Annotated in this window: 16 protein-coding genes; 10 read left to right on the forward strand and 6 right to left on the reverse strand. The window is 43.4% G+C overall.

Features of this window, described 5'->3' with window-relative positions; genetic code table 11:
- Positions 1–139 precede the first annotated feature (139 nt).
- The 3 genes from IP510_RS10055 to nadR all read right to left on the reverse strand — a co-directional run bounded on the left by IP510_RS10055 (position 140) and on the right by nadR (position 2,673).
- Entirely contained in the window at positions 140–577 is a 438-nt protein-coding gene (locus tag IP510_RS10055) for a DUF962 domain-containing protein (protein WP_194364652.1), read from the reverse strand.
- A gap of 211 nt (positions 578–788) precedes the next feature.
- Entirely contained in the window at positions 789–1,520 is a 732-nt protein-coding gene (gene pnuC / locus IP510_RS10060; protein WP_194364653.1) for a nicotinamide riboside transporter PnuC, read from the reverse strand.
- 94 nt (positions 1,521–1,614) lie between these two features.
- Complete coding sequence (gene nadR, locus IP510_RS10065; protein WP_194364654.1) at positions 1,615–2,673, reverse strand: multifunctional transcriptional regulator/nicotinamide-nucleotide adenylyltransferase/ribosylnicotinamide kinase NadR; 1,059 nt, start codon at positions 2,671–2,673, stop codon at positions 1,615–1,617.
- Between the two features lie 560 nt (positions 2,674–3,233).
- Between nadR and IP510_RS10070 the strand changes: the two genes are divergently transcribed.
- The 4 genes from IP510_RS10070 (at position 3,234) to IP510_RS10085 (ending at position 7,644) form a co-directional block, all read left to right on the forward strand.
- A complete protein-coding gene (locus IP510_RS10070) occupies positions 3,234–3,446 on the forward strand; it encodes a PspC domain-containing protein (RefSeq protein ID WP_194364655.1) in 213 nt (70 codons plus the stop codon).
- A gap of 475 nt (positions 3,447–3,921) precedes the next feature.
- Complete coding sequence (glyQ, locus tag IP510_RS10075) at positions 3,922–4,908, forward strand: glycine--tRNA ligase subunit alpha (protein WP_194364931.1); 987 nt, start codon at positions 3,922–3,924, stop codon at positions 4,906–4,908.
- A 9-nt stretch (positions 4,909–4,917) separates the two neighbouring features.
- On the forward strand, positions 4,918–7,011 hold the full coding sequence (gene glyS, locus IP510_RS10080; RefSeq protein ID WP_194364656.1) for a glycine--tRNA ligase subunit beta: 2,094 nt from the start codon (positions 4,918–4,920) through the stop codon (positions 7,009–7,011).
- A gap of 315 nt (positions 7,012–7,326) precedes the next feature.
- Entirely contained in the window at positions 7,327–7,644 is a 318-nt protein-coding gene (locus tag IP510_RS10085) for a hypothetical protein (protein ID WP_320154195.1), read from the forward strand.
- 77 nt (positions 7,645–7,721) lie between these two features.
- On the opposite strand, the gene IP510_RS10090 is transcribed toward IP510_RS10085, so the two are convergent.
- Positions 7,722–8,168, reverse strand: coding sequence for a cell division protein ZapA (locus tag IP510_RS10090; RefSeq protein ID WP_194364657.1), 447 nt, complete (start codon positions 8,166–8,168; stop codon positions 7,722–7,724).
- Positions 8,169–8,380: 212 nt separating this feature from the next.
- Complete coding sequence (locus tag IP510_RS10095) at positions 8,381–8,821, reverse strand: hypothetical protein (RefSeq protein ID WP_194364658.1); 441 nt, start codon at positions 8,819–8,821, stop codon at positions 8,381–8,383.
- Between the two features lie 210 nt (positions 8,822–9,031).
- Here IP510_RS10095 and IP510_RS10100 point away from each other — a divergent pair, with 210 nt between their 5' ends.
- From IP510_RS10100 to IP510_RS10120, 5 genes are all read left to right on the forward strand, one after another.
- Positions 9,032–9,685 carry a UPF0149 family protein gene (locus tag IP510_RS10100; RefSeq protein WP_194364659.1) on the forward strand — a complete coding sequence of 218 codons (654 nt, stop codon included), beginning with the start codon at positions 9,032–9,034 and terminating at the stop codon, positions 9,683–9,685.
- Between the two features lie 33 nt (positions 9,686–9,718).
- Complete coding sequence (gene argE / locus IP510_RS10105; protein WP_194364660.1) at positions 9,719–10,948, forward strand: acetylornithine deacetylase; 1,230 nt, start codon at positions 9,719–9,721, stop codon at positions 10,946–10,948.
- 304 nt (positions 10,949–11,252) lie between these two features.
- Positions 11,253–11,999: a LysE family translocator gene (locus IP510_RS10110; RefSeq protein WP_194364661.1), complete on the forward strand. Its 747-nt coding sequence runs from the start codon at positions 11,253–11,255 to the stop codon at positions 11,997–11,999.
- Positions 12,000–12,801: 802 nt separating this feature from the next.
- Positions 12,802–14,016, forward strand: a complete 1,215-nt coding sequence (locus tag IP510_RS10115) for an RtcB family protein (RefSeq protein ID WP_194364662.1) — start codon at positions 12,802–12,804, stop codon at positions 14,014–14,016.
- A 132-nt stretch (positions 14,017–14,148) separates the two neighbouring features.
- A complete protein-coding gene (locus tag IP510_RS10120) occupies positions 14,149–14,379 on the forward strand; it encodes a hypothetical protein (RefSeq protein ID WP_227669643.1) in 231 nt (76 codons plus the stop codon).
- 116 nt (positions 14,380–14,495) lie between these two features.
- Here IP510_RS10120 and miaB read toward each other — a convergent pair whose 3' ends face one another.
- A complete protein-coding gene (gene miaB / locus IP510_RS10125) occupies positions 14,496–15,986 on the reverse strand; it encodes a tRNA (N6-isopentenyl adenosine(37)-C2)-methylthiotransferase MiaB (RefSeq protein WP_194364663.1) in 1,491 nt (496 codons plus the stop codon).
- A gap of 450 nt (positions 15,987–16,436) precedes the next feature.
- Between miaB and IP510_RS10130 the strand changes: the two genes are divergently transcribed.
- Positions 16,437–18,464: a transglycosylase SLT domain-containing protein gene (locus IP510_RS10130; protein ID WP_413786482.1), complete on the forward strand. Its 2,028-nt coding sequence runs from the start codon at positions 16,437–16,439 to the stop codon at positions 18,462–18,464.
- Positions 18,465–18,483 lie beyond the last annotated feature (19 nt).

The raw sequence follows: 18,483 nt of genomic DNA on the forward strand, positions 1-18,483 counted from the left end.
CAATGTAAAAAAGTCTGTGTAAAAAAGCCACCTGATGGATCATCAGGTGGCTTTTTATATATTTAAAAGAACAGGTCTTGATCGGGCGGGGTGTTCTAAGTGTTTTTCAATTTTGTGACGCTTGTGCATAAATTACTGGTTATTTACGCTGCATCAAACTGTTGGCCACCCATGCTGGCCCGATTAATAAGAACTGTAAATCTTTAAGAAATGAGGGTTTTTTTCCTTCGATTTTATGACCGATGAACTGTCCAATCCAAGCGACGATAAAGACAGCTGCCCATGCTTTAAATCCCCATGGCATGACGGCCATCACTGACAAACAGATAAGAATAAATATGCCCATCGCTAAAAACAATGGCGTAGATAAGCGTATATAGAACAACAACACCAAGGCGCTAAGCACCAAGGTAAACCACACAGATAACGACATGCCCATACCCAGCAGACTGACAAAAATAGTCGGCACACATAGCCAATGTATTTTTTTATTCACTAAGTTCTGGTGACTGACAGCGTACTCACTGAGCCACTGCTCTAGCGTACGTTTGGACATTTTTGGTTGACGACGAGACATATTAACCTCCCTGTTAGTAATGAACATCAGTAGCAGATATTCGATAATGCTCTAAGTATTCATAGTATGCTTAGTATCAGTTGTAGCATTAATTGCGCCAGTCCACCATGTCATCTGATAGACGGCTCAGTCAGATACTGTTGTATTACTAGCACTATATCCGCAAGGTTTTATTCAAAATTCGCAAGGGACTTTTTCTATAAGAGATGCGTTATCCTTGTTCGCTACGATGCCATTCATAAAGACCGATAAAGGCGTTTACTTGATACACCATGGTCTGGATAGCAAAAATATAGTTACCAGACATGAGGTTCACGATGAGCCAAACAAAGTTAACGATAATCCATAACCACCAGTTAAATGAATAACGCAGAATCATTGCCGCCTGAGCCGTAATAGACAGTACAAACGCAATCACGTTGATCCAAAAGAAAGAAATAAACCCTAAAAACAGACTGTTATCATCTGCTACCACTGCGTAGCCATAGCTTGTGAGCAAGTCATTTACCGTTGGAAAAAGGGCAAGACCAATGGCAATAAATGCAGCGGTAATCAACCAAACCGCTTTGCTCGCTGACTTGGGGATCATATCGCCATCAGGATCGGTGTGCTTTGACCAATAGAAGATGCCGTAGACGTGGGTAAAAAAGTTAAAAAGTGGTGCAAGCATTAAGCCTACTGCGCCAGACGTTGCCTGTACGATAACCTCACCTGCGGTTGCCCCCATACCAAAGCCATTGCCCATGACGTTTTTGCGGAATGACAGTGACACTACGCAAACCAAGCCAATAAACGAGACCGCCAAATAAAACCAATCAAGCGTGGTATGGTCTGTCGTGAGCCAAAAACCTGTGGACAAAGCAATAACACCGCAAATAAACCAAATGACAATCCATTGCATCGCCCATTTTCCGGTGATGTTGTCCAATAGCTGAATACGCATTGCTTTTCCCCTAAAGTAAATACTGATATCAATATAGTGCTAACTGTAGTGTGCTAGCTGAATAAATTGTTATTATAAATATGCTCAGTGTACGTTATGATTTTTTGCCATAGACATATTGATCAATTAATAGTAATGCTTGTTCATAGCGAGCGTCATAGTTGGGCTGATCAATCATATGCGGCGCAATGTTGTGACGCGCAAAAATATCTATCAAACGCTGCTCAAAGCGTCCACGAGCTTCAGGCGTACCCAAAGATCGCATACCATCATCAACCCATGGCGTATTGTTATCTAACATAATGGTGTGGTCTAAACGAAACTCATCAATACAAGCAGCCACAAAGGGATGCGTGCGACCCTCATACTCTTCACAAAATGCTTGCGTAGTGACAAAGTCAGTATCAACGATGGTGATAGGGGCAGTCGCGCGGGCTTTGGCTTCTCGGATTGCTTCAGCATGATCGAGACAAATAGGGCCATAATCACTATATTGCAGCCCAACCTCGCTACCACCCAAATCTGTACCGACATACAGACGCCCCATTTCTAGGGCAAAGCTGGCACCATAATAATTGGCAAGCTTATGGACTAGCGTTGTCTTGCCTGAGCTTTCCCCGCCAACGATAGCGACAGTTTTGGTATAGTCAACGCGTGCTTGTGGATGAATCGCTGACCAATGGGCGACTGGATCACGAGCGATGGCATAAGAGTCAAACTCAGGCTGTAGCGGTGTCGTGACCACACGCAAAAGTAACTGCTCTTGAATCTCGTTTCGCGTGAGTGGATGGTCGTCAGCTATAAACAATGCCGTTTCTGCTGATATTGATAGGGCTTCTATTAAACGTTGCAATTTGGTATTGCTAGCAGCCACATCGATAGTGACATCCTCATTAGCATTGTAGAGGTGCTCATGAAGTGGCAGCTTGATCTCATGAGTGGTGTGAATATGGATAAAGGGCAAATCGGCACAGGCCATCTGTAGCCAGCGCGCTTTGTCTTGTAAGGTGATAGTAAAGTCTGGATGTGGTGATGGATGCGCCATAATGACGATATGTAAAGTTTTGGCTTGTCCTGCTGCATCCAATATACTGCGCATCTGTCCCAAGTGTAGGGGCTCAAAATGCCCAATCATCAATCCAGTATCGTACATAGTCATCCTTATTATTGTTTTATATTTATATTTTTCTCAGGTTTGATAATAAGTCAGCTAAAACCTAAGCTGTTCATCAGCATGTTATAAAGGTTTTAAGGGATTTACAGGTAGGTTATTGTAAATATGACTTTTCTACATATTATTATATTTTCATCAGCAATCTTTCTGCGCATCTAGAAGTAACACGCTAGCGGTGATTTTTTGGTAATTAAAGATTTTTAACCGTCATCATCGCTATCAAAATGCCACTTATCTCTTTGATTAAATTAAAAAATAATGAGTTGAATAAAGAGCTATTGTAAGAATTTAGCAACAAAGTTAGCTTTGAAACATTTTGAAATAACTATTTAAAATCAGGGGTTTGCAGGGTGGTACGACAGGTTCGGGCAAGCTTAGGTATCATAAACTCACAAAGTACGTCTATACCTTCAACAGATTAATCTCTAATAGTTGATATACTGAATCGTAAGTTAGCAAAGCAAGATTACTTTTAGGTTAAGTAAGCAGAAAAATAGAATAAAAAGTAAACAAGGATAAACAATAGAGAGGTATTTGATTTGGCTAAGTTAGCAAAATTACATCGCTCGCAAAACAATCGTATGATCGCGGGTGTGATGGGCGGTATCGCAGAGTACGCAGGTTGGTCTCCGACATGGGTGAGATTATTATTCGTTATCATTTCATCACTGAGCGCAGCAGTACCCGGTATCCTAATTTATATTGTCTTGTGGATAGTGATGCCAAAAGCCAACAGTCAGTCCTATCAGTAAAGTCATCCTGATAGCTGTATATAAAAAGTAGATAAAGAATCGAAGTTGTATTGAAAGAAACGAAATTAAAAAAAGCTACGTTAAAAGTAATCAACCGAAAAGCAGTTCTCCAAAAAATAAAAAGCCTGAATAATCAGGATGCCCAAGACACAATTTTCCTCCTGCCCGAATGCTAACGCATTTGGGTATTTTTTTATTTATCATACCAGTACTTTTTCTATGGCGATTTGCTCACAAATCACTCGTATAACCGAGTATTTATGTCAGCTATGCAAATTTAGTTGACGTAAATATGGATAAAATAGTCAATTTTTAGTAAGGTGAGCAGGCAAATAGAGTCGTTGCCAAATAGGCAGACGAGTGCTATCAGAGATTTATTTAATCATCCTCATTTCACAGTGACTTTACTATGAAAACCGAAACTACAACATCCCAAGCGACAACCTCGATGACACAAGATAAAGATGCTCAACCGATGACGTTTCAAGATTTAATCCTAACCCTACAGAACTATTGGGCCGATAAGGGCTGCGTGATATTGCAGCCTTATGATATGGAGGTCGGTGCAGGTACCTTTCACACTGCGACGTTTTTGCGTTCGCTAGGTCCTGAGCGCTGGAATGCTGCCTATGTTCAGCCATCTCGCCGTCCTACGGATGGGCGTTATGGTGACAATCCAAACCGCTTACAGCATTATTATCAGTTCCAAGTTGTACTAAAGCCGAATCCACCTAATATCCAAGAGCTATATTTAGACTCACTACGAGCCATTGGTATTGATCCATTGGTGCATGATGTGCGCTTTGTAGAAGATAACTGGGAATCGCCAACGCTTGGTGCATGGGGACTTGGTTGGGAGATTTGGCTAAACGGTATGGAAGTCACGCAGTTTACGTACTTCCAGCAAGTTGGTGGTATAGAGTGTTTCCCAGTCACTGGCGAAATCACTTACGGCCTTGAGCGCTTGGCGATGTATGTACAAGGTGTCGATAGCGTCTATGATTTGGTCTGGGCAGATGGTGAGTTTGGCCGTGTCACGTACGGTGATGTGTTCCATCAAAATGAAGTCGAGCAGTCTACCTATAATTTTGAGCACGCTGATGTGCCAATGATGGGGCAGATGTTTGATTTTTATGAGCAACAAGCCGACAAGCTGGTTGAGGCAGGATTGCCACTACCAGCTTATGAAATGGTATTAAAAGCATCTCATGCGTTTAACTTGCTTGACGCACGCGGCGCTATTTCAGTGACTGAGCGTCAGCGTTTTATCCTACGTGTACGTACCCTTGCTCGTAAGGTTGCTTTCGGTTATGTCGAAGCACGCGCTAAATTGGGCTTCCCCTTGGCAGATGAAGAACATCGTCAAGCGGCGCTCGATAAGTATTTGCCAAAAGAAGACGTGGCGGCAGACAGCATAGCAACAGAAAGTACTGATACTAAACAATCTACTAACGATAAATAGGAGCATCCCATGAGTACTATTCTATTTGAACTGGGGTGTGAAGAGCTACCTCCAAAAAGCCTAAAACCATTACGTGATGCGCTACAAACTAGTGTCACCGAGCAGTTGACGGCAGCAGATATTACCTTTGATAGTATCAAAGCTTTTGCTGCTCCGCGTCGTTTGGCGATTCAGATTCAAGGTATTAGCGACAAGCAGCCAGATCGTACTGAGCAAAAACGTGGCCCTGCGATCAAAGCAGCATTCGATGCAGAGGGTAATCCAACCCGCGCGGCGACAGGCTTTGCTAAAGGTTTGGGTATTGAAGCCAGTGAGCTGACGACCATCAACACTGATAAAGGCAATTATGTTGGCTTTGAACAAACTATTCAAGGTCAAGCAACTACTGAGCTACTGCCTGCTATTTTCCAAACTGCGTTAGATAATTTGCCGATAGCTAAGCGTATGCGTTCAGGTGCGAGTCGCAATGAATTTGTGCGTCCCGTCCAGTGGGCGGTATTGATGCAGAATGATACTGTCATTGATGCCTCTATCCAAGGGCATCAGACTGGTACGCAAACGCGTGGTCATCGCTTCCATAGCCCTGACTACCATAATATTGCTCATGCCAACGACTATGAGCAACTGCTCGATGGTCTAAAGGTAGTAGTGGATTTTGATAAGCGTCAAATGCTGATCAAGAACCAAGTCAAAGCATTAGCAGATGAAGTCAATTCAGATGCCATCGTGCCACAGGCATTATTAGATGAAGTCACCGCGTTGGTTGATTTCCCAATTGCTCTAAGAGCAAGCTTTGAGGCGCGTTTCTTACAAGTACCGCAAGAAGCACTTATCTCAACTATGCAAGCGGATCAAAAGTATTTTTGCTTAACCGATAAGGCTGGCAAGCTGCAACCTTACTTTATCTTTATTACCAATATTGAGTCAAAAGATCCCAATCAGATTATTGAAGGTAATGAAAAAGTCGTGCGTCCACGTTTGGCTGATGCAGAGTTTTTCTTCTTACAAGATCAAAAGCAGCCATTGTTTGCGCTCACAGAGAGCCTGAAAAATCGTGTATTCCAAGACAAATTGGGTACGATTTGGGAGAAGTCTGAGCGTATTGCCAAACTTGCCGCCTTTATCGCTACCTTGATGCAGCAGCAGGGCATTGATATTAGTATTGATGAAGCAGTACGTGCGGGCATTTTGTCTAAAGCAGATTTGGCCAGCTCACTGGTTGGTGAGTATCCTGAATTGCAAGGTATTGCAGGTACGTATTATGCGCATTTGAATAACGAGCCAGAAGCGGTCGCAGCCAGTTTAGAAGAGCAATATCTGCCGAAATTCAGCGGTGATGTATTACCTCAGACACCGATTGGTATTTGCTTAGCATTGGCTGACCGTTTGGACACATTGGTTGGTATTTTTGCGATTGACCAAGCACCGACGGGTTCAAAAGATCCGTTTAGCCTACGTCGTTCTGCTATTGGTATTTTGCGTATTTTGATTGAAAAGCAGTTGCCGATTAATTTGGTAGCGCTCGTTGAGCAAGCGATTAAAGGCTATAGCGATGCTGAAGGTAGCAAGATTGAAAAAATGGGTGATACTTTTACGCAAGTTATGGCATTTTTAAACTCGCGCTATCGTGCGATGTATACCGAGCAAGGCGTTAGCGTTGATACGATTCAGGCAGTGCAAGCGATTAACCCGCATATGCCACTTGATTTTGATCAGCGTATCCGTGCAGTGCAAGCATTTAGCGAGCTGTCACAAGCGTCGATGTTGGCTGACTCGAACAAACGTGTTGCCAACATCTTGGCAAAGTCAGAAGTGAGCGTGGCTGATACAGTCGACGAAGCGCTACTATCTGAGACTGCTGAGCAAAATTTATATACGAATGTGAAGCAAGCACAGACAGTGGTACAACCATTACTAGAGCAGGCTGACTATACGCAAGTATTGCAAACGCTTGCTAGCTTAGATGAGCCGTTGACACAGTTCTTTGACGGTGTGATGGTTAATAGTGAAGATGCTGCGCTTAAAAACAATCGCTTGGCATTGTTAAAACAGGTTCGTGCGTTGTTCTTGACTGTGGCTGATATTAGCGAGCTACAACTGTAATTCTGCTAAAACCTGATTGTTATTTTAACCTGATTATTGTTTTTAAAGAAAAACCTGGCTTATCATGGCCAGGTTTTTCTTTTATAAAGCAGCGTCATTAGTTGGTACGGTCATTTATAAGCACAGCCATTTTTTAGAAGTGTCATTCAGTGAATTTATTCTACAATTCAGTGTCATCAGCAATTAAACGGTAAAGGCATTGTATTGTCGCTATTATTGACGGTAAAATTTATCTTATCAAAACGTCACGAATAATCATTGGCTGAGCTGTTTTAGCCATTTCTCACGTTTATCCCTCATTGAAGGAGCATTGCCGTGTTTGCCGTTATTATTGTTATCCTCATTATTTGGGCATCGATGTGGGCTTTTTATAAGTTTATGTACCCACGCGCACCCAAAAGCATGATGCCAAAAGAAGGTGATGTGACCACACCGCGCCAGTGCAATTTTTGTGGCAACAGCTTGGCTGAATATCGCGGTGTACTCGAAACCGGTCAGACTACGCCAAGCGTGGCGACAGATAGAGATGGTAATACTGACGCTGATAGTAAAGGCAGTCAGGAGTTGTTCTTTTGCAACTATGAGCATCAAGCAGACTTTCACGCCGGCAAGACTTATAAACCTTATGCGTAAGTAGATAAATGACTGACATAAAAAAGCGCTTAGCTTTATTGGCTAGGCGCTTATTGACTTAATAAAGTACGATGCATTTACAGAATAGAGTGTGCGTCTTTCATGATTTTATTGAGTAATGCTTCAGATTGTTTGCTTTGCTGCATACGATCTTCGTCACTTCTTTGATTGGCATGGATTTTTTCATACAAATTCAAGCAGCACAGTACCAATAGGCTCTCTTGACTGAGGCTAGGTGCTTCTTTTTTTAGATCAAGGGCATGATTATTTATATAAGAGACCGCTGACATTAGCTCTTCTTGCTCGTGTACTGGGCAATAGATGGGGTAGGTCACACCTGCAATCGCGATATGGACCTTTTTGATTTGTGGCTCAACAGGCTTAGTCGGTTTGATTGTTGCTTGAGATACTGTGCTGGCTGTGCCTGCTCCGGTAGAGTTGGTTTTTTGAGATTGCGCCCTTATATCTTGCGCTTGGTTATTGTTTGGCTGTTTTTCTATCAGTTTTTTTTGGTCATCAGTCATGATTAATCCTAGCGTATGTGGTCAATGAAATAAGTGATATAGTCAAATCTATACAAATCCGTTACGTCGTCATCCTCGCTAAGCATACTAATGTATAACTTGCACTCGGTTCCCTTGTATCGAAATTATATTGAACCGACTATACGAGTATGACAGGTCGTGCTGAGTAGCTAGATGAACGGTTTGTTTGTATCATCCGTTACCGCTAATGATTAACCTTCCGCTTGGTCAATCAGCGTGAGACGTTGTAGTACCACCTGTGTACGTTCAGCTGCCAGCTGGTTTTTCTTTTGCAGCTCACTGTTCTGTTGTTTGATATCACTGTATTGCTGTTTGAGTTCGTTATTATGCTTTTGCAGGTCGCTATTTTGTTGTTGCAATTGGCTGATTTCTTTTTGTTGTTTGTCTTGATCTTCACCAATCATATGATGTGCTTCTGCTAGGCTTTGATAGCGCTTGTCGAGATCATTCAATTGTTTTTTAGCAGCATCACGTTCGCTATGACTGGTATCAAGCTTGGTTTTTAAGGCGGTGAACTCTTTTGAATCAGTAACAGGATGTTGTTTTAGGCTGCTAAGTTCAGCACTGACAAGCTGATACTGTTTTTTGATGTCGAGTACCATTTTTTCTAATATTCTAAGTTGGTCATACATAGTCAGTTTTTATCCTTAACAAGTAAGCGTGAATGAGTTTTGTTCGCTGCATTTAATAATGCCATAGGTGACCGCATAATATCTATATCAACAAAGTAATTACAAGCATGAGGCTTGGTATTTTTACTTTTATTCGTGGGTGATTTGTCTAGGACATCTTGCCGCGACTGTTTTTACTTTATAAGCAAATCAATTACTAGGATCTCTATTATGAATGATAATATCTCTGGCTGGAACACTTGGTTGACTGCGTTTGACGATTGGACCGATGTGTCTATCAGCGAGGTGCATGGCATGATGACAGGGCTGATGACGGCTTGTAATGCCCCTGATGAGGCCGTCTGGGCCAAGGTGTTTGAAGAGCTAAGTTTTTCATCGCTACCTGATGAAGCATTGACCTTATTGACAGAAGAAGCCGAAGACACTGTGTTTCAGCTAAAAGATAAAGATGATGCGTATTCTTATACACCGCTGGTGCCAGATGATGAACATGACTTATACGAGCGCGTGATGGCATTGAAACAGTGGGCAAACGGTTTTATGACCGGTTTTGGTATCACCGACTGTGGCCTCACCAAGGAAGAAAATGAGATGCTGTCTGATTTGGCCAAAATCGGTGGCATTCGCTTAGAAGACGACGAAGATTTTGAAGGCGGCGAAGAGTCTTATTTGTATATCTATGAATTTGCGCGCATGGTACCAGTTAGTTTTGCCACACGTAAGCGCAAGGCCGTTAAAGACATCGCGCTAATCGCTGGACTGTCTATCGATGCAAAAACTACCAAAGAGCTACAAGCAGAAGGAAAACTGCCAAAGCCAATGCCACCAGTGGTTGATGCGATGAATCAAAATAACCCATCATAAGGCGAATTTGACACCTCATAATAAGGATGTTTTATGACTAAGAATGTTAATAGTAATGATGATCAGCCGAACAGTACGGCATATCCCTCCCAAAGTCTCGATTGGCTGACACGCCTTATCGCCTTTGATACGGTCAGCCGCCATTCTAATTTGGCTTTGATTGAAGACATACAAAGCTATTGTGAGCAATTGGGTTTGACGGTCGACTTGACCTTTAACGATGCCAAAACCAAGGCCAATATGTTTGTGACAGTACCTGCGGGCAAAAACGCTGATATCGTGAATAATGGTCTGGTCTTGTCTGGTCATACGGATGTGGTACCAGTCGATGGTCAAGACTGGTCGTCAGATCCATTCATTGCGACGATACGCGGCGATAAGCTCTATGGCCGCGGGTCTTGTGACATGAAAGGCTTTATCGCTTGTGCGCTGAGTCTATTGCCACAGGCGGTGCAGCTATCAAATAATGGTCAGCTGCGTCGACCACTGCATTTGGCCTTATCGTTTGATGAAGAGGTTGGCTGTTTGGGTGCGCCATTGATATTGGCTGACCTAAAAGCCCGAGGCATCACGCCTGACTATTGTATCGTGGGTGAGCCGACCAATATGGCAATGGTGGTTGCGCATAAAGGTATCTCCATTTATCGTTGCCGTGTGCATGGTAAGTCAGCGCATTCATCGCTGACGGCGCAAGGGGTCAATGCCATCAGCTATGCCAGTCGCTTGGTTGGCTATGTGGATGCATTGGCAGAAACGCTTAGCGCTCGTGATGATGGTGATGCGCTGTTCACGGTGCCTTATTCAACCTTGTCAGTCGGTACGATACAAGGCGGTACAGCGACCAACATCGTGCCCAATCTGTGTGAATTCACCTTTGATTATCGTAACCTGCCGTACATGACGCAAGACGATATCCTAGAGCCAATTCAAGCAAAGGTGGCAGAGCTAACGGCTCAAATGCAAGCACGCGCGCCAGAGACGGGTATTGAGCTATTACAAGAAGTGAGTGTGCCAGCAATGACCGATAATGACAGCGCTGAGCTGCAATCATTGATAGCGGCACTGACAGGGGATGACAAACGCCAAAAAGTGGCTTATGCGACAGAAGGTGGTCAGTTTACCAATGCGGGTATTCCAACGATTATCTGTGGCCCTGGCAGTATTGAGCAGGCTCACAAAGCAGATGAATATGTTGAGCTAAGTGAGATGACACACTGTGATGCATTTTTGCAGAAATTGCTAGACAGCTGCGCCAGTAAATAATGTATTAAAATACTAGGGCATGTCCTCAATTCAATCGACAGTCATCTAAATGGGTTAAAAATGGCTAAATCTTGCCAAACGGCGTCAAATAGCTGACTAATATCCCGATATTATCTGCGCTATTTTCCTTGTTTGACTACAATTTATCTCATTTTTATCACCATTTTTAAAATGAGGACACGCCCTAGACATAAGTATATAATATGAGTAAGTATAAATAATACCGCCTAAATGGCGGTATTATTTTTTGGTAATGTAGCGACTCTTACAAGGGTTACTGATATATACATAGTAGGGGTTTGTTGTGACTTGGCATCTGTTTGCATTATTTTTCGCCAGTACGTTTTTTATCTCGGCGACCCCTGGTCCGAACATGCTACTAGCATTCCAGTATGGTATGAACTATGGCGTGAAGCGAACGCTGTGGACGCTAGCAGGGTTAAGTCTGGGTCTGTTTATACTCCTCCTCTCGACCCTGCTTGGACTCGATGTGATCAGTCGCCAGTCACCTTGGCTATTGACGATTATCAAAGCAGTTGGCGCGGCGTATTTGATCTATCTAGGTATCGGCTCATGGCGCGATGCGGGTGATGGTAGCTTAATGAAAGACGCTCGCGAAATGAGTGAAGACGTCGCAGAGGAATACTTTGCGTTTGACAGTGATAGTGACAGTGAAAGCAAAGCTAATATACTGCAGCCACGCTCGCTATCTAGCGCGGCAGTCAAAGTATCTCCAAGTAATACGACCTTATTTCGTACAGGTGTCTGGGTATCCTTATCTAATCCTAAGGCCATCCTGTTCTTCGCGGCATTTTTTCCGAAGTTTATCAATTTTAGTGCGCCACTATGGCCGCAATATGTCTTCTTAACCCTAGGCTTATTTTTGAGTGAGACAATTTGGCAGATTATTTATACCTTAGGTGGTAAAAAGCTCGCAAGCTGGCTAGATGTCGGTAATCGCCTAGCTTGGCTCAATCGTGGTTGCGGAGTGATATTTATAATCATTGCTGCAGCTTTATTGGCTGAAGTATTAAATAGCTTTATGATTTAAAAGTTTTTGAGTTCTATATTCAAAGTGATATTATCAAAGTAATACTTTTAAAGTAACAGGTTTAATGAAATATAATTTTCATAGTATTCTCTATTTAAATAAAATTAATTATTGACTTTATTTTTTAAATCGTTATTATTACCACATTGATTTATTAGCTTCTATGTAAGCGATAGGTCATTCCAATACATCTGCTAATATTGTCTACAATAATTAGCCATAACCTACGGAGGAATCATCGTGTCCTATTTAACTATCAAGACGTTTTTAAAGATTGAATGTGTAAACTGCATGACAGCAATGACAACTTCGAAAAGGTTTGGCTGAATCTATATATAAGCTATTGAGTGATATCCTGCTTATTAGTATCAACGCATATCCTTCTATATCTACTCGCTTTATCCTTCGTTTAAGTCTACTGTGCCAAAATCGCTCTGCCATTGTGCTAGGCTATATTGCGCTTGCTGTTATCTGTCTACCTAACATTTTACTTTACCGTTATTACCAATAAGATTGCTATCGTTTAGCGTATGTTCTTTTATATGCATAATTTTTATGCTTCCAATTTTGGTATGGTAAAACCTTTCTTTAAAACGTTCATAATAAATTAACCATGCACTTTTATTGATTTTTTAATTAATGAAAACGGTATTTTATTGCCTAAATTTTATAGATTATTGAATACTTTTCTTATTAAATGTCATGTTTAATCGAGACAGGCAAGTAATGTTTAAAAATTATAAAAATCAGTAAATTAAAAAATATGTATGGTTATCAAAATAATAAAATGGAATGACAAGTAATGAGCATTAAATTAGTATTAAACGAAAATCGTAAACATGGTGTACCCGTCAAGATTTATACCTCGGACGTTGAGCAAGGTGCGATGCAGCAACTACGTAATTTAGCCCAGTTGGAGTTTGTACACTCGCATATTGCAGTGATGCCCGATGTGCACGTTGGTAAAGGTGCGACGGTCGGCAGTGTGATTCCGACCAAGTCCGCCATTATTCCTGCCGCAGTCGGTGTGGATATTGGCTGCGGTATGAACGCGGTACGTTTGTCCCTGACGGCGAGCGACTTGCCTGACAGCTTAAAATCACTGCGGTCGATCGTTGAACGGCAAGTGCCTGTTGGGTTCAACATGCACAAGCAAATTCAAGCCAAGAACTCAACCCTTGATCCGCTAGGTAAGCGATTAAAACCGATTACTGATAAGCACCCAGGTTTGCTTAAAATGCTCAAAGGTTTTGAGCGTACTTGGGCGAAGCAGCTTGGCACGCTGGGCGGTGGCAATCATTTCATTGAGCTGTGCTTAGATGAAAACAATGATGTCTGGGTAATGCTGCATTCTGGCAGTCGTGGTATTGGTAACTGTATCGGCCAGTACTTTATTAACCTTGCCAAAAAAGAGCGTCAATCACGCTTCGGTCATGTGCCAGATCGAGATTTGTCTTACTTTGCCGAAGGGTCTGATAGTTTTGCTGATTATGTCGAAGCAGTGGGTTGGGCGCAGGACTACGCGTTAGAGAACCGCCGCGAGATGATGCGTCTCGTCATTAAGTCACTGCAGTCGCCACAAGCGGGGTTACCACGATTTCAGCTGACCAAAGAAGCCATCAATTGTCATCATAACTATGTCAATGAAGAGGTACATTTCGGTGAGCAGGTCTATGTGACGCGTAAAGGTGCTATTAGTGCTTATGCAGGTGAGCTCGGTATTATCCCAGGCTCTATGGGCGCAAAGTCCTTTATCGTACGTGGTCTGGGCGAGGCTGAATCGTTTTGCTCATGTTCACATGGGGCAGGGCGACAGATGAGTCGAGGTAAAGCCATGCGAGCGTTCACTATCAATGAGCTAAAGGCGCAGACGGATGGCGTCGAGTGTCGCAAAGATAAAGGCGTCATCGATGAGATACCAGGCGCTTATAAAGACATCGATGAAGTGATGGCCAATCAAGCTGACTTGGTCGAGGTGGTGCATACGTTGAAGCAGGTCATGTGTATTAAAGGCTAATACCAAGCCTGCAAATCATCTTAGCATCGTCAAACTCGTTTAATGTACTGGATGTACAATTAGCACTCGTTTTTCTCGCTAAGATGGTTTTCGGCATTGGTATCTAAAAAGAATTAAAGAATAGGTAACAATATGAGCTTAAAACAAACCTTAAAAAAGGCCAAACAAATTGAACGGCAGTTAGAGCAGCAAGCTGAGACAGGTGCGCAACACTCGCTAGGCACAGTCAAACCACGTAATTATCTAGCGCTTGATCCACTATTAAGAAAGGGTGGTATTCACGAAAAGGAAGATATAGATATCGTCCGAAAAAAACGTCGCCGTGAGACTAAGCAGCAGCTACGGCGGACAGATTGGCTATAGGAGTAGCAACCGTTCATCTTAATTTTAAATTTGAACAACAAAAAAAGCCGTTCACTATTATAGTGAACGGCTTTTTCTTACTCTTACTTATAACTTAACCATTGTTACCTTAACCACTATGCCAATACTTCGATCAGCTCACCTTTTACCATGTGCGGGCTAACGAAATCAGTAATACGTACGCTCACGAGCTTACCCAACATCTCATCCATTTTTTCGACATCATGAGGGAACATAACGGTACGGGTATTATCCGCCGTGCCGATTAAGCAATCAGGATGACGGTTGGCAACTTGTTCCACCAACACACGCGTCGTGGTGCCGACCATCTCATGTGTTTTCGCAAGTGTCGAATCAATGATGACTTTTTGGAATTCTGCCAAGCGCTCTTTTTTAGTTTTGAAACTCACATCATCTGGCAACTCAGCGGCTGGCGTACCTGGGCGCTTAGAGTAGATAAAGCTGTAAGAGTGATCGAAGTTCAACTCTTTTGCCAAGTTCAAGGTATCTTGGAAATCTTGATCCGTCTCGCCAGGGAAGCCAATGATAAAGTCACTCGATAAGTGAATATCAGGACGAATGGCTTTAAGTTTATTAATCTGATTGATATACACATCAATCGTATGGTTGCGCTTCATCGCTGCCAAAATCGCATTTGAGCCACTTTGAACCGGTAGATGTAAGTGTGATACTAGCTCTGGCAATTGTGCATACGCATCAATGATGTCATCAGTGAACTCTAGCGGATGGCTGGTCGTATAGCGAATACGCTCGACACCATCGACATGCGAGACATAATGCAACAGCTCAGCGAAACGGCAAATGCTGCCATCATCCTTTTCACCGCGATAGCCGTTGACGTTTTGACCCAAGAGATTGATTTCACGCACGCCTTGCGCGGCTAAGCTATCAATCTCAGCCAATACGTCATCGAGTGGACGTGATAGTTCTTCACCGCGAGTATAAGGCACCACGCAAAACGAGCAGTATTTTGAACAACCTTCCATGATAGAGACAAAGGCTTTAAAGCCTTCTACTCTTGGCTCAGGCAAAAAGTCGAACTTTTCGATACTTGGGAAGGATACGTCAACTGTGCCGATGCGATTTTTAGGCGCAATCTCACGCTGTTCATGTGATTGATCATATAGCTCTGGCAGGCGATGCAAGGTTTGCGGACCAAATACCATATCGACATAAGGCGCACGTTTTTGAATATTGTCGCCTTCTTGAGAGGCCACGCAACCACCGACACCAATCACAAGGTCAGGGCGTTTTTCTTTTAGTTTGCGCCAGCGACCGAGTTCTGAAAATACTTTCTCTTGCGCTTTTTCGCGGATAGAACAGGTGTTCATCAGTAGTACATCGGCCTCATCGATATCATGCGTGACTTCCATACCGTGGGAGTCACCGAGCACGTCGAGCATTTTGCCAGAGTCATAGACATTCATCTGACAGCCTTGAGTGGTGACAAAGACTTTTTTGGTTGCTGGTTTATCGACTGGCGATTGGGCTGAACTTGCTTCTTTGAGTGCAGTGACAGCAGGCGCGTTTGCGGTTGTTTCAGCAGCAGCGTCATGATTGCGGGGATTGAATACAGTAACACTCATAAGGATAAGTCCATGATTGACTAAAAATATAGCGAAATATAGCAGGGTAGCCGATTAACAGGTGGCGTATTTTATCACAACCCTCTAGCAATGTGAAAAATTAGCACAGGCTATCTATCCGTCATATTATAAATAATTCATAGTAGGATCAATTATTTACTATCATTGGTCTCTATTTTTATAGAAAACAAGCAGCACTATCATTTCTATGTTACACCGTACTGTCCTATTTATTGACAAAAGGTAAAGTGGATGGTTGAAAGCGTGATGAGTATAGTATGATAAGCGCAATAACCTCGGCGATGTTTGGTCAATCGTTGTTCACATATTTGTAGAGACATAATAAAGAGAGTCAATATGACAAAGTTGCGTGTTACTCGTAACATCAAGGATGAAGCGTCTATCAGTCAAAAACACGCGTCAAAGCGAATCACAGTAGGTAAGCTACGGATGAGTGCACTGAGCGTCGCAACAGCAGTGAGTGCGCTCGGCATATCACAAGTGGCCTGTGCAGAGCTGACATGGGGCGATGATGAGAGCTACCAGCAAGAAAGCAATTATCAGCAAGACAGCAGTATTGATTCGTTTATGGGCGCTGCTATCGCGGCAGATCGCGGTGACGTCAGTGCGCTCTATAATTATGAGCAAACAATGAGCGGCAGTTTGTTTGCGATGTATCCCACTTACTGGCGCATGAATCTGGATCTCGACTCACAGAGCTCAGCGGCTGTGTCGCAGTTTGTGCGCCAATACCCAGATACAGTGATGGCTGAGAAGTTAGTGGCTGACTTTGCCGAAACTAAGGCGAACTCTAACGATTATGCGTCGGTCAGACAGGTGGCCAATCTGATCACCAATGCAGATGCCAGCGAGCGCTGTGCGGTGGCTTTAGGGTTTAATAATGGCGGCGATACCATGCGCGCTATGGCAGCCAAGTCTGATGTTTGGTTGAATACCCTAAAGCAGCCTGCGCTATGTGATCAGCTAGCGATGGAGATGAACAACAACGCACTGATCAGTAATCAGGATCGTGCCTCACGCCTCAAGCGTATGCTTCGTAAAGGTAAAACAGGCGATATCATGGCATTGTCGTCTCGTTTAGGTACGCCTATTGATTACTCAGCATTGAGTGAGGTTCAGCTCAATCCGTCCGAATTTTTTAGTCGATTTGGTCGTGAGCCTGCCAGTCAGACCAATCAACATCTGTATTTATATGCTATTGGCCGCCTAGCTGATAAGTCTTATCGTGAAGCGCAGCAGCAGCTGGATTTTGACATTAGACAAGACAATCAGCGCTCGGTAAAACTGCTGAATGATGATACCCGTCGTTATGCATATCGTACCCTTGGGGTAAAGCGTATGAATCATAATACTGATGATGGTTTCAATGCTGAAGCAGTGGACTGGTTCCGTAATAGTTTAGATGATGATTTCAACTTTGAAGAAGCAGAAGACTATGCCATGGCGGCGATTCGCTTTGGTCGCTGGGATGACGTGGTCGAAGCCATCTCAAAAATGGAAGCCGAAACCCAAAAAGGCAATCAGTGGCAGTATTGGTTGGCGCGTGCTTATGAGCAATCAAGCAGTAGTAGTAAGCGCAGCACGGCCAAAAAAATGTATCAAAATATCGCAAAGAGTAACGATTACTACGGTTTGATGGCAAAAGACAAAATAGGCCAGCGTTTTGATGCCCGTCAACTGGGCGGTAGTAACTTGCCTAATGTCAGCACTGCTGATCGTGCACGTGTCATGCAGGATGGTAACTTTGCACGTGCTTTTGCGCTGTATAATTCTGATGCCAGCCGCGCTTATGCCAATCGTGAGTGGAACTGGGCCGTCAAGCAGGCACGTGATAAGCGTGATGATAATCTAATCATCGCTGCAGCTCGCCAAGCGTATGATATGGGCTGGCTCGACCGTGCTATTTATGCTGTCGACAATACAGACAGAGTTGATAGCGTCGCGCTCTCACATCCAATGCCGCACCAAGATGCCGTGGTTCGTTATAGCCAGTCAGCAGGGATCGATCCAGCATGGGCTTATGGCATCATGCGTCAAGAGAGCCGCTTTGTGACATCGGCGCGCTCAAACGTTGGTGCCAGTGGACTGATGCAAGTCATGCCTGATACCGCAAAATATATCGCTCGCAATTTGGGTGAAACCTACAGTGCCAGTCGTGCCAACACGGGTGATACCAATATTCGTTATGGTACATGGTACATGGGTGATATTTTGGGCAAGCTCAATCGTCAGCCTGTCGTTGCCACGGCAGGCTACAATGCTGGACCTAATAATGCCAAGCGTTGGCAGCCTGTGTATGGTTCGCTCGAAGCAGATCAGTACGTCGAGTCAATCGCATTTCCTGAGACGCGGAACTATGTCAAACACGTGATGGAAAACGCTACTATCTATAGCAGTCTTTTGGGCGCTCATCAGCCGATCAGTCAGCGTATGGGTACAGTACCTGCTGTCTTTTAATCTGCTTGGTCTTTTATCT

This window comes from Psychrobacter sp. NG254 (assembly GCF_015277735.1).
GTDB lineage: Bacteria > Pseudomonadota > Gammaproteobacteria > Pseudomonadales > Moraxellaceae > Psychrobacter.